The sequence below is a fragment of the Pseudonocardia sp. ICBG1293 genome (genome assembly GCF_020131355.1).
Lineage (GTDB): Bacteria > Actinomycetota > Actinomycetes > Mycobacteriales > Pseudonocardiaceae > Pseudonocardia.
The window spans coordinates 157,688-169,608 of record NZ_JAHLEL010000014.1 but is presented as its reverse complement, the minus strand read 5'-3'; the positions used below and the strand labels follow the sequence as shown (position 1 = coordinate 169,608).

The following is an 11,921-nucleotide window of genomic DNA, read 5'->3' as shown; positions in this document are numbered from 1 at the left end:
GACGCGGGGAGCGGTGCGGGGGGCGACGTCGCCGTGGTCATGGCTGACCAACCTAGACCCCGATCACGGCCCGGATCACGGTCGGGACGTCGTGAGATCACTCGCAGCACCCGCGAGGCGGCCCGGGCGGCACCGCCGTATCGTCGTGCACCGTTTCTCCGGTGAATGTGGAGGCCCTGAGCTCCGTGTCCGTTCTGCTCTCGTGTCTCGGGCTGCTCGCGGTCGTCGCGCTCACCCTGGGGACCGCCGTGTCCGTCGCCTCGGAGTTCTCCCTCACCGCGCTCGAACGCAGCCGGATCGACGCCGCGCTCGCCCGCAGCGACGACCGCCGCACCCGCTCGGTGCAGCGGGCGCACGCCGGGTTGTCGTTCCAGCTGTCGGGCTGCCAGCTCGGCATCACCGCCACCACCCTGGCCACCGGCTACATCGCCGAGCCGGCCGTCGCCGAGCTGATCCGGCCGCTGCTGGAGGCCGTCGGGCTGCCGGCGGGGCTCGCCTCCGGTACCGCCACCGTGCTGTCGCTGGTCCTGGCGACCGTGCTGTCGATGGTCTTCGGTGAGCTGGTCCCGAAGAACCTCGCGATCGCCCACCCGATGGAGGTGGCGCGCTCGGTGGTGTGGCTCCAGGCCGGGTTCGCCTCGGCGTTCCGCTGGCTCATCACCGGTCTGAACGCCGCGGCCAACGCCATCGTGCGCCGGCTCGGCATCGAGCCCGCCGAGGAGCTGCGCTCGGCCCGCTCCCCCGGCGAGCTGAGCTCGCTGGTGCGTGCCAGCGCCGAGAGCGGCAGCATCGACCCGGGCACCGCGGTGCTGCTGGAGCGCTCGCTGCGCTTCACCGACCGCGTCGCCGAGGACCTCATGACCCCGCGGGTGCGGGTGGAGACCATCGACGCCGCCGACACCGTCACCGACCTCGTCGCGCTGGCCCGCCGCTCCGGGTTCTCCCGGTTCCCGGTCGTCGACGGCGACCCCGACGTCCCGCTCGGGCTGGTGCACGTCAAGCAGGCGTTCTCGGTGCCGCCCGCCCGGCGCGGCGACACCGCCGTGCGGGACCTGGCCCGGCCGGTCGAGACCGTGCCGTCCTCGCTGGACGGCGACGAGCTGATGACCCGGCTGCGGGCGGCGGGCCTGCAGACCGCGGTGGTCGTGGACGAGTACGGCGGCACCGCCGGTCTGGTGACCATGGAGGACCTCGTGGAGGAGATCGTCGGCGACGTCCGCGACGAGCACGACCGCGGCGAGCAGAACCGGGTGCGCCGGCTCGCCGACGGCGTCTGGGCGCTGTCCGGGCTGATGCGCGACGACGAGGTCGACGAGGCCACCGGCTTCCGGATGCCGCACGGGGAGTACGAGACCCTGGCCGGACTGGTCGGGGCCCGGCTGGGGCGCATCCCCGACGTCGGGGACACCGTCGAGGTCGACGGGTGGACGCTGGAGGTGCTGCGGCGCGACCGCAACCGCGTCGCCGAGGTCCGCGTCGCGCGCACCGCCGCGAACGGGACGGTGCCGGCGTGAACGACCTGCTCGCACTGCTCGCCGCCGTCGCGCTGCTCGGGGTGAACGCGTTCTTCGTCGCCGCGGAGTTCGCGCTCATCTCCGGCCGCAAGGACCGGCTGGAGGCCATGGCCGACGACGGGTCCGCCGGGGCGCAGCGGGTGCTGGACGCCTCGCACGACCTGTCCCGGATGCTCGCGGCCTCCCAGCTCGGCATCACCATCGCCTCGCTGCTGCTCGGCCGGCTCGGCGAGCCCGCCGTCGCGCACCTCATCGACGGCCCGCTCACCGCCGTGGGGGTGCCGGAGGCGTTCGCCTACCCGGTCGCGTTCGCGGTGTCGCTGATGATCGTGGTCGTCGCGCACATGATGCTCGGCGAGATGGTGCCCAAGAACATCTCGATCGCGGGGCCGGAACGTGCGGCCATCCTGCTCGTGCCCCCGTTCCTGGTGTGGACCCGCCTCACCCGCCCGTTCATCGACCTGTTCAACGCGATGGCCAACGGCACCCTGCGCCTGGTCGGGGTGACCCCCCGCGACGAGCTGGAGACCGCGTTCACGACCGGCGAGCTCGCCGAGATGGTGGGCGACTCGCGCCGCGAGGGCCTGCTCGACGACTCCGAGAGCTCCCGGATCGAGCGGACCCTGTCCTCGGCCGAGGCGACCGTCTCCGACGTCGTGGTGGCGTTGGCGGACCTGGTGTGCCTCGACGCGGGCCCCGGCGGGTCGACCACCGTCGCCGCGCTCACCGAGGCCGTCGAGCGGACCGGGTACTCCCGGTTCCCCATCCGCGGTGCGCAGGGCAGGCTCATCGGTTACCTGCACGTCAAGGACGTGCTCGACCTGGTCGACGCCGAGTCGGCGACCATCCCGCCGCAGCGGGTCCGCAGCCTGCCGTCGGTGCCCGCCTCGGCGCGGCTCGACGAGGCCCTGGCGACCCTGCGGGCGGCCCGGGCGCACCTGGCCCGCGCCGTCGACGGGCACGGCACCACGGTCGGGGTGGTCACCATGGAGGACCTCACGGAGGCGTTCGTGGGCAGCGTCCGCGACGCCACCCACGCCCCCGGCACCCCGCCCTGACCCGGGCGCGTCGTACCGTCGGACACCGTGCCCCGACCGCCAGCCACCCCACCGGCGCCGCCCCCACCGGCGCCGACCCCGCCCGTACCGGGCGGCGCCGTGCCCGTCCTCGACGGAGCGCAGTGGCGGGCCCGGGCGGCCGCGCACCGCGAGCGGGTCGCGGCGTGGACCGCGCCGCACCGCGAGCGGCGCCGTCGCGGCGAGCCGCATCCGGTGTGGGACTTCCTGTTCACCTACTACTCCCACCGCCCGGCCCAGCTGGAGCGCTGGGACCCCGGTCCCGGCCTCGCGCTGGCCGACGCCGCCGAGCTCGCCGACCGCCCCGGTCACGTCGTGCGGCCCGACGGGACGCTGGTCCTCGACCCCGCCGCGTTGCCGCCGCGACTGCGCACGACGGCGGCGTTCGTGCACCGGCTGCTCACCGCGACCCGGTCCCGGGCGCCCCGGCTGGGCTGCTTCGGCCTGCACGAGTGGGCGATGGTCTACCGCACCGACGCCGCCCGGCACCGGGACACCGTCGGGCTGCGCCTCGGGCGGGCCGGCACCGACGCCGTCGTCGAGTCCGCGCGGATCAGCTGCACCCACTACGACGCCTACCGGTTCTTCACCGACGCCGCGGCCCCGCGCAACGAGCTCGTGCCCACCCGGGAGCGGCAGGTCGAGCTGGAGCAGCCGGGCTGCCTGCACGCGACGATGGACCTCTACAAGTGGGCCTACAAGCTCGCCCCGGCGGTGCCCTCGGAGCTGGTGGCCGACTGTTTCGCCCTCGCCGCGGACGTCCGTGAGCTGGACATGCGCGCCTCCCCCTACGACCTGGCCGACCACGGGTTCGACCCGGTCCGGATCGAGACGCCCGCCGGGCGCGCCGAGTACACCAGGGCCCAGGCCGGGTTCGCCGAGCGGGCGGCTCCGCTGCGCGACGCCCTGACCGGGCTGGCGGGGCTGGTGGGGCTGGTGGCCGGAGCCGATGCGGGACCGGACGACGGGGACCGCCCCGGGGGCGACGCCCCCGGGAACGACCTCGGGGCCGCCGGGGCGATCCCCGACGGCCCCGCTCCGGCCTGACGGCTCAGCTCGCGACGAGCTCGTCCAGCACGCCCTCGCGCGCGGACGCGACCAGGTCGGAGAACTGGTCGACGCTCATCTGCACGCGCTGCCCGAAGTCGTCGGTGATCACGATGCGCTTGTCCGGTGCGGCCGCGTCGTCGACGTACAGCTCGGGGCATCCGCAGTTGCAGCTGCCGCAGAAGGTGGCGATGTGTCGCACTCGGGTGCTCCTCGTCGTCGGTCCGGCGTCGCGGGACGGGTGCCCGCGCCGTCGTGAGGGGTCGCCGCCGGCAGTCCGCCGGTTCCCGATGTCACCCGATGGGGTCAACCGGTCACCGCCCGGGGTCGGGTGCCGGGCTCACACCGGCAGGTCGGCCGGGTCGGTGCCCTCGACGAAGAAGTCGATGTCGTTGTCCGGGGAGGCGCCGTAGCGGGCCAGGTCGGTGACGCCGTGGGCGGCGAGGACGTCGTCGTCGATGAAGGTCCGGCCGGTCGGGCAGGCCGGATCGGTGAACACGGCCATGGCGGCGTCGGCCACGATCTCCGGGGTGCGGGCCCGGGCACCGACCTGCTCCCCGCCGAGCAGGTTCACCACGGCCGCGGTCGCGATGGTGGTGCGCGGCCACAGGCAGTTGGCCCGGATGCCGTCGCCGGCGAACTCGTGCGCCCAGCCCAGGGTCAGCAGCGTCATCCCGTACTTGGACAGCATGTAGGGCGGGAAGACACCGAGCCATTTCGGGTCCAGGTTGATCGGCGGGGACAGCGTGAGGACCTGGGCGTCGTCGGAGGCCTTCAGCTCTCCCAGCGCCGCCCGCGTCAGCAGGTAGGTGCCGCGTGAGTTGATCGACTGCAGCAGGTCGTAGCGCTTGGGCGTGAGGTCGGCGGTGCCGCTCAGGTTCAGTGCGCTGGCGTTGTTCACGACGATGTCGATCCCGCCGAAGGTCTCGACGGCGGTGGCCACGGCGCGGTCCACGTCCTCTTCGACGCGCACGTCACCGACGACGGCGACGGCCTTGCCGCCGGCCTGCTCGATCTCCGCGACCGCGGTGTGCACCGTGCCGGGCAGCCGCGGGTCCGGCTGGTCGGTCTTGGCCAGGATCACCGCGTTCGCGCCGCGGCGCGCGGCGGCGACCAGGATCGCCAGGCCGATGCCGCGGCTGCCGCCGGACATGACGATGGTGCGGCCGTTCAGGTCCCGCGGGGCGGTCTCGGTCATGGGGTCCTCCGGTGGTGCGTCGGTGCACGTACTCGGAGCGCACTGTAACAGTCAGGACTGACCGTTTCGGTGGAGCTGCGTCACACGGGCGGGCCGCAGCCGGTTCAGGGCGGCCGCGACCTCGTGCCGGCGGGGCGCCGCGACGTCGGCGAGCGACCCGCGGGTGATCGCGGCGGTGCCGTGACGGTCCAGCTCGTCCTCGAGCCGGTCCAGCGCCCGGGCGAGGGGGACGCCGGACAGCTCCAGCGCGGCCAGGGCGAGCCCGACCCCGGTGGTCTGCGACGGGTCGACGAGCTGGGCGACGGCGGAGAGGTCGACGTCGTCGCCGCCGAAGGTGAGCCGCCCGCGGCCACGGGCGGTGACCTTGCGTCGGCCGCGTACGGACGGGTCCACGCTCGCCGGGTCGAACTCGCGGCGGGCGAACGGCGGGAACGCGGTGTCGGCGGTCTCGTCGGCGTGCCCGGCGATCTCCCGGGCCCGTGCGGTGACCTCGGAGACCGCGTAGTCCTGCAGCAGCAGCACGGTGTCGGCGCGGTCGAGGTAGTCCCCGGAGCCGCCCATGACCAGCACCGTCGACACCCCGTGGCCGCGGTGCAGCGGGCGCACCCGGTCGACGAACGGGACCAGGGGCTCGGCCGGCACCAGCGCGCGCATCCGGTCGTCGCGGATCATGACGTTGGTGGCGGCGGTGTCCTCGTCGATCAGCAGGACACCGGCACCGGCCTCCAGCGCCTCGATCGTCGCGGCGGCCTGCGAGGTGGAGCCGGAGGCCGAGGCGGTGGAGAAGTCGTCGGTCGCACGCCTGGACGGCAGGTCGGTGACGAAGGCGTGCACGTCGACGCGGTGCACACAGCGCTCGTCCTCGGCCCGGACCGACACCGCGTCGGTGCGGGTGACGACGAGCTCGCGGCCGTCGCCGGGGACGTGGTCGTACACGCCCGACTCCAGCGCGCGCAGCAGGGTGGACTTGCCGTGGTAGCCGCCGCCGGCGATCACCGTGACGCCCTCGGGGACGCCCATCCCGGTCACCGGCCCGCGGTTCGGGGTGTCCAGGGTGACCCGCAGCGCCGCCGGCGCGGCGAACGGGACGCCGTCGGGCAACGGGTGGTCGTCCACCCCGGAGGCACGGGGCAGCACCGCGCCGTCGGCGACGAAGGCGACGAGCCCGCGCCCGGGCAGGGCGTCGCGCAGCGCGCAGGCGTCCTCGACGGTCTCGACGAGGGCGGTCGCGGCGGCGGTGTCGAGCCGGTCCCCGCGCAGTGCGGCGTCGACCGCGCGCGGCAGGTCGCGGCCGAGGACCTCGGCGGCGGCGCGCCCGGCGATCCGACGGCCGCGCCCGGGCAGCGACACGGCGAGCTCCACGGTCACCGTGCCGTCCGGGTCGACCCGGATCGCGCTGCGGTGCAGCACCTCCTGACCGCCCGCGTCGACGCGCAGCGGGGTGCCCTCCAGCTCCCGGCGCAGCACGCGGACCAGGTGCCCGCCCAGCGCCCGCGCGCGGACCGGCCCGTCGTGCAGCGCCGCGGGCAGCCGCGCCTCGGCGGCCGGGACGGTCACCCGCAGCCGCGACGGCGGCGCGAAGGGGTCGGACTGCACGGCCCGCACGTCCAGGTCGAACCCGTCTCCGGTCCAGGGTCCGGCCAGCTGCTTGTAGGCGCCGTAGCCCGCGCCGTCGAGCTCGCGCAGGCGCGCGGCGAGGTCGGTGACCGCACCGTGCGGACGGGACGTGCGGGAACGGTCGTGCCGGGTCATGCGGGGGTCCTCTCCGGACGGTCGTGGGACGGCGCGTCCGGGGTACCCGCCGCGGCGGCCCCGAACCGGGGTGCGGTCCGGGGCCGCCGTCGGGTCAGCGCGCGGTGAACGCCTGGATCACCAGCTGGTCCCCGGGCGGCGTGGCGGCGCAGCCGGTGCCCTCCATCGGGACGAACAGCGAGTCGGTCTCGCCGGGCGGGTAGACCCGCAGGCCGCGCACGGCCGTCGGGCGGCAGGCGGCCTCGTCGAAGTTGCGCACGTTCACCACCCGCAGCGTGGCGCCGGTGGTCCCGCCGGGGGCGAGGCTGACCGGGTCGCCGTGCCCGCCCTGCATGGCCGCGGCCGGGCCGACCTGGTGGCCGTCGTCCCCCCCGACGTAGGACACGCCGGGGAAGCCGCGCACGACGCAGGTGCGGCCGCTCTGGTTGCGCAGGGTCAGCGTCACGTAGGACGACCCCGCGGCGCCGCCACCCGGGTCGGCCGCGACCGACCCGGCCAGCTCCGAGGTGTGGCAGCGTTCGTCGCCGCCCGCCTCGGCACCGCCGGTGCCGGTGTGGGCCCCGGTGCCGGCCCCGGCGTCGGCGGAGCCGCCCCCGGCCGACCCGGCGCCCCCGGCGTCGGACACCGGGGCGCTCGTTGTCGGCGCGGCGGCGCTCGGCTGCGCGGAGCCGCCCGACCCGGCCGCGGCGGGCCAGTCGTCGCCGCCCCCGCATCCGGCCAGCAGTGCGCCGCAGGCGGCGACGGTCACGGCCCAGCGGGCCGTGCGGTGCAGGACGTACCCGTCCATGTCAGTCCCCCGATCGTCATGGTGTGTACGTCTCCTCGGACGTATCAGCACGCAACCGGTTGCCCCACTCGTTGGCGATGCGAACGGGAGTTCACCCGTCCGTTCCCGATCGTCGCCCGGTCGGTACCGTCCTGGGCTGTGTTGTCGCGAATGTCCGGAATCCATCTCTCCCGTGGGGCCGCGATCGGCGTGGTCGAGACCATCCCGGGGGTCAGCGGCGGGACCATGGCGCTGGTCGTCGGGATCTACGAGCGGCTGATCGCCCAGGCGGCCCACCTCGTCGGCGCGGTCCGGGCGCTGCTGCCGGGCGCGGCGGGCGGTGACCTCGCCCCCCGCGAGGAGCTGCGCCGGCTGGACTGGGGCCTGCTGGTGCCCGTGGCACTCGGCATGGTGCTCGCGGTCCTCGGCGCGTCCCAGGTGCTCCCGGGACTGATCGAGGACCACCCCGTCGGCGCGCGGGCGGTGTTCCTCGGGATGGTCGCCGCCTCGGTGGCCGTCCCGCTGCGGATCACCGGACGGCTGCGTGGGGTGCGCGAGTGGGCGCTGGTCGCCGTCGCGTTCGCCGCGACGTTCGCGGTGAGCGGGCTCCCGCCTGCCGGCGGCGACGGGCGCCCGCCGATGCCGCTCGTCGGGCTGGCCGCGGCGGTCGCGGTCTGTGCGCTGGTGCTCCCGGGCTTCTCCGGGTCGTTCCTGCTCCTGGTGTTCGGCCTCTACGAGCCGACCCTGCGGGCGGTACGCGACCTGGACCTGGCCTACATCGCGGTGTTCGGGCTCGGCGCGGTGCTCGGGCTCGCGAGCTTCGTGTCGGTGCTGACGTGGCTGCTGGAGCACCACCGGCGGACCCTGATGGTGATCATGATCGGGGTGCTGCTGGGTGCGCTGCGGGCACTGTGGCCCTGGCAGGACGAGGCCCGCGGGGTCCTCGCCCCCGACCCGGGGTGGTGGTGGATGCTGCTGCCTGCCGCCCTCGGCGCCGCCGTCGTCGTCGCCATCATGACCGTGGAGCGCAGGATGGAGACACCCGGCGCGCCGTCGCCGGTGGCGCAGGCCCCGGCCACACCGGTGCCCGCGACCGACGCCGCGGACCCGGAGGCGACCGTCGTCCACCGCGTGACGCGGCCGGGCACCGGGCACCGCCCGGACGGCCCGGCCGACGCCGACGTCACCCGCCCGCTCCCGCGGGTGCCGTCGCGGCCCCGGGACCGGCGCGACACCCCCTGACCGACGACCGCCGGGCGGGTACGGCCGGGCTCAGCGCGGGAGCCACTCCGGGCGCCCGGACCCGCGGGGCACCAGGACGGTGCGGTACTCCCCCGGCGTCGCGCTCATCGTCACCTGGTCGGTCACCCCCTGGTAGTGCCCGAGCGGGGTCGCCGCGGTGAACGTCTCCGGGCCGGGGTAGGCGTGCCGCTCCCCGGTTCCGGCGACCTCGCGGGCGTAGGCCGGGTCGAACACGCCGAGCTCCAGCATCCACAGCGCCGCCCGCGCCAGGGACACCTCCACCGCCCAGGAGCCGCCCTCGGTCGCCCGCCGGCGCAGCGCCGCGGCGATCCCGGCGGCGGTCAGCCAGGACACGATGTAGTCGTTGACGACCAGGATCGGGGACAGCCGAGGCGTCACCGTCGGGTCGGTCGCCGACCCGCCCTCCAGCGTCATCATCCCCACCAGCGTGCCCGCGGACTGGTCGAACCCGACGCGGTCCGCCCAGGGGCCGACCGGCCCGTGCAGGGTGTTCGACGCGTGCACGATGCCCGGCCGGAGGGCAGCGGCCTGCTCGGCGGACAGGCCGAGCCGGTCCAGGTAGCCGGGGCGGCGGTTGGCGTAGAACACGTCGGTGTCGGCGAGCAGCCCGCGCAGCAGCGCGGCGCCGTCCGCGGTGTGCGGGTCGACCGTGGCCGACCGGACGCCGACGTTGGCGGTGACGTAGGTGCTGTCGTGCTCGAACTCGGTGGGCCGCCAGATGTTGAGCACGTCGGCGCCGTGCAGCGCCAGCGCCCGTCCGGTCCCGGCGCCCGCGATGACGTGGCCCATCCCGAGCGCGCGCAGCCCGTCCAGCGGCAGGTCGGCGCGGCGGCGCGGCCCGAACGGCTCCGGCGGGGCGTCCCCGATGCGGCGCAGCGTGATCGGCGGGGTCCCCGCCAGTGCCGCGTGCTGGGCGGTCGCGAGCCACTCGCCGGGGGTGCGGGCCATCGGCATGACGATCCCGGCCTCGCTCGCGGCCTGCTCCAGCTCGGCGGCGTCCCACCGGACGATCGCGTCGGCGACGCCGCTCTCCGGGGCCCCGAGGAAGGTCTCGGCCCGCGCCCGCAGCGCCGGGTAGGGGTTGAGCGGCATCACCCAGCGGCCGTCGCGGGTGCGGTGGAACGCGAACGCCAGCGCCTGCGAGGTGATCGCCGGGCTGGCGGCCGGGTACCCGTTCAGCAGCTCCCAGCGGCGGTCGTAGAACGGGCAGAGCCGGTGCGGGGCCCGCCGCACGTCGACGCCGATGTCCTGGCCCGCGCCGCCGCGGTCGCGGTGCACCGCGGCCATCCCGACCGACTTCGCCGCGAGCGCGACGGCCGCTCCGCCCCCCAGGCGCAGGGCGCTGGGCACCACAGGGTCGGCGCCGACGAAGCCCACCGCTCCCCCGGCGTCCGCGCTGCTCATCCCGACGCACCCCAGCAGCCCGTCCAGCGCGGCGCCGGGGTCGAAGACGTCGTCGGTGGCCGGGCTCGCGACGGCCGCGCGGACGCGCTCGGCGGTGGCGTCACCGGTGGTGGCGGCGGGGGTGGTCATGGGGTCGGTCCCTCCACGTGCTTGGCCCGCAGGTACTCGCCCACGGACTTGCCGATCTGGTCCACGCGCAGGTTCGCCGAGCCGCCCGAGCCGAGCAGCCCGACCAGCACGAGGTGCACCGCGTGCAGGTGCGGGAACTCGTGGCGGACGATCCGGCCACCGGCCTCGGGGAGCAGCGCGGCCGCCCGCTCGGTGGTCAGCGTGGCACGCAGCCACTCCCAGTGCGCGGGGTCGCGGCACCAGACGCCCACGTTGGCGTTGCCGCCCTTGTCCCCGGCCCGGGCCCAGGCGTGGGTGCCCAGCTCGACGCGGGGCCCGGCCGGCGCGGGCAGATCGGGATCCGGGTGCACCGGCTGCGCGGTCTCCCCGGGGGTGGCGGTCCGCGTGGCCCGCGGGACCTCGACCCGGCTGCCGTCGTCGAGGACGGCGTGGTGGTCGAGCAGCGCGGCCTCCAGCAGCGCGGGCCAGTACTCGATCCGCGGCCAGGGCTGCGAGGCCCGCGGTGCGTGCCCGTCGTGGTGGAACCCGGGGAAGCCCTGCAGGTACAGCGACCCGACGGCCGGGGCGAACCGGAGCAGCGGCTCCTTCTCCCGGGCGGTCGCGATCACCCGGATCGGGACGGTCGCCGCCCACTGGGTCGGTGGGTCGACCGCGGCGACGCCGAGCGGGGTGACCTCCAGGGAGTCGACGTGGCCCTCCAGCGCGGCGCGCAGCTGGTTGCGCAGCAGCTCCACCTTGCCCTCGACGTCGGGGGCGGTGCAGAACAGCATCGTGGAGATCTCGTGGCCGATCGGGGCGAACACCGCGACCTTCGCCGTGGGCGGCGGCGGGGACCCGGTGACCGGGCCGATCGCGACCCGGTCCGGGCCCTCCCGGCTCAGCCGCACGGTGTCCAGGTGCACGGTGACGTCGGGGTTCAGGTAGCGGGGGCCCTGGATCTCGTAGAGCAGCTGCGCGGTGACGGTGTCGACGGTGACCGTGCCACCGTCGCGGGCGTGCTTGGTGATCACCGAGGAGCCGTCGGCGGCGACCTCGGCGATCGGGAAACCGGGACGCAGCATGCCGGGTACCGACCGGAACCCGGAGAAGTTGCCGCCGGTGGCGTGCGCGCCGCACTCGATGACGTGCCCGGCGGTGACCGCACCGGCCAGCGCGTCGAACTCGTCGGGGTCCCAGCCGTGCCACCAGGCGGCCGGCCCGGCGGTGAGCGAGGCGTCGGTGACCCGCCCGGTCACGACGACGTCGGCACCGGCGGCCAGCGCCGCGGCGATCCCGAACCCGCCGAGATAGGCGTTCGCGGTGATCGGGGCGAACCCCCAGTCCTTGAGCGGGGCGCCGGTGTCGAGGTGCTCCAGCCCGTGGCCGTCGGCGTGGAAGTCGGCGAGCCGGTCGAACACCCCGTCCCCGGCGACGTGGGCGACCCGCAGCGACAGCCCGGCCGCCGCGACCCGCTCACGCAGCTCCTGCGCCATCGCCGCCGGGTCGAACCCGCCCGCGTTGGTGACGACCCGGATCCCGCGCCGGGCGATCTCGGGCAGGTGCGGGGTGAGCTGGTCGAGGGCGTAGGCGACGTAGCCCGGGCCCCCGCGACCGGCCGCCGCGGCGAGCGCGGCGAGGGTGACCTCGGCGAGGTAGTCACCCATCAGGACGTCGACCGGGTCCCCGGCCATCGCCTCGTCGACTCCCGTGTACCGGTCGCCGAGGTAGCCGGAGACGTTGGCGATGCGCACGGGACGGGTGGCCATGCCGGTCACGGTAGGCCGGTGCCCGGC

Annotated in this window: 10 protein-coding genes; 4 read left to right on the top strand and 6 right to left on the bottom strand. The window is 75.8% G+C overall.

What is annotated here, in order from left to right; all coding sequences use genetic code 11:
* The first annotated feature begins 185 nt into the window (after nucleotides 1–185).
* From KPF47_RS09080 to KPF47_RS09070, 3 genes are all read left to right on the top strand, one after another.
* On the top strand, nucleotides 186–1,514 hold the full coding sequence (locus KPF47_RS09080; protein ID WP_224388060.1) for a hemolysin family protein: 1,329 nt from the start codon (nucleotides 186–188) through the stop codon (nucleotides 1,512–1,514).
* Nucleotides 1,511–2,572, top strand: a complete 1,062-nt coding sequence (locus KPF47_RS09075) for a hemolysin family protein (protein ID WP_224388059.1) — start codon at nucleotides 1,511–1,513, stop codon at nucleotides 2,570–2,572. Before KPF47_RS09080 ends, KPF47_RS09075 begins: the two co-directional genes overlap by 4 nt.
* 99 nt (nucleotides 2,573–2,671) lie before the next feature.
* On the top strand, nucleotides 2,672–3,637 hold the full coding sequence (locus tag KPF47_RS09070; RefSeq protein WP_224388058.1) for a 3-methyladenine DNA glycosylase: 966 nt from the start codon (nucleotides 2,672–2,674) through the stop codon (nucleotides 3,635–3,637).
* A gap of 4 nt (nucleotides 3,638–3,641) precedes the next feature.
* Here KPF47_RS09070 and KPF47_RS09065 read toward each other — a convergent pair whose 3' ends face one another.
* From KPF47_RS09065 to KPF47_RS09050, 4 genes are all read right to left on the bottom strand, one after another.
* Nucleotides 3,642–3,839, bottom strand: coding sequence for a hypothetical protein (locus KPF47_RS09065; RefSeq protein WP_224388057.1), 198 nt, complete (start codon nucleotides 3,837–3,839; stop codon nucleotides 3,642–3,644).
* A gap of 138 nt (nucleotides 3,840–3,977) precedes the next feature.
* Nucleotides 3,978–4,835: an NAD(P)-dependent oxidoreductase gene (locus KPF47_RS09060; protein WP_224388056.1), complete on the bottom strand. Its 858-nt coding sequence runs from the start codon at nucleotides 4,833–4,835 to the stop codon at nucleotides 3,978–3,980.
* Nucleotides 4,836–4,886: 51 nt separating this feature from the next.
* Nucleotides 4,887–6,587 carry an ABC-ATPase domain-containing protein gene (locus tag KPF47_RS09055; RefSeq protein ID WP_224388055.1) on the bottom strand — a complete coding sequence of 567 codons (1,701 nt, stop codon included), beginning with the start codon at nucleotides 6,585–6,587 and terminating at the stop codon, nucleotides 4,887–4,889.
* 94 nt (nucleotides 6,588–6,681) lie between these two features.
* A complete protein-coding gene (locus KPF47_RS09050; protein ID WP_224388054.1) occupies nucleotides 6,682–7,374 on the bottom strand; it encodes a DUF4232 domain-containing protein in 693 nt (230 codons plus the stop codon).
* 150 nt (nucleotides 7,375–7,524) lie between these two features.
* Here KPF47_RS09050 and KPF47_RS09045 point away from each other — a divergent pair, with 150 nt between their 5' ends.
* Nucleotides 7,525–8,595, top strand: a complete 1,071-nt coding sequence (locus tag KPF47_RS09045; protein ID WP_224388053.1) for a DUF368 domain-containing protein — start codon at nucleotides 7,525–7,527, stop codon at nucleotides 8,593–8,595.
* A gap of 30 nt (nucleotides 8,596–8,625) precedes the next feature.
* Here KPF47_RS09045 and KPF47_RS09040 read toward each other — a convergent pair whose 3' ends face one another.
* Nucleotides 8,626–10,149 (bottom strand): CoA transferase, encoded by a 1,524-nt coding sequence (locus KPF47_RS09040; RefSeq protein WP_224388052.1) that lies wholly within the window; start codon nucleotides 10,147–10,149, stop codon nucleotides 8,626–8,628.
* Nucleotides 10,146–11,894, bottom strand: a complete 1,749-nt coding sequence (locus tag KPF47_RS09035; protein ID WP_224388051.1) for an acyclic terpene utilization AtuA family protein — start codon at nucleotides 11,892–11,894, stop codon at nucleotides 10,146–10,148. Before KPF47_RS09035 ends, KPF47_RS09040 begins: the two co-directional genes overlap by 4 nt.
* Between the last annotated feature and the right edge of the window lie 27 nt (nucleotides 11,895–11,921).

What these genes read in the sequence shown, in the direction of transcription:
- KPF47_RS09050 (WP_224388054.1), bottom strand. Translation starts at nt 7,374, where the DNA reads ATGGACGGGTACGTCCTGCACCGCACGGCCCGCTGGGCCGTGACCGTC.
- KPF47_RS09045 (WP_224388053.1), top strand. Translation starts at nt 7,525, where the DNA reads ATGTCCGGAATCCATCTCTCCCGTGGGGCCGCGATCGGCGTGGTCGAG.
- KPF47_RS09060 (WP_224388056.1), bottom strand. Translation starts at nt 4,835, where the DNA reads ATGACCGAGACCGCCCCGCGGGACCTGAACGGCCGCACCATCGTCATG.
- KPF47_RS09035 (WP_224388051.1), bottom strand. Translation starts at nt 11,894, where the DNA reads ATGGCCACCCGTCCCGTGCGCATCGCCAACGTCTCCGGCTACCTCGGC.
- KPF47_RS09055 (WP_224388055.1), bottom strand. Translation starts at nt 6,587, where the DNA reads ATGACCCGGCACGACCGTTCCCGCACGTCCCGTCCGCACGGTGCGGTC.
- KPF47_RS09040 (WP_224388052.1), bottom strand. Translation starts at nt 10,149, where the DNA reads ATGACCACCCCCGCCGCCACCACCGGTGACGCCACCGCCGAGCGCGTC.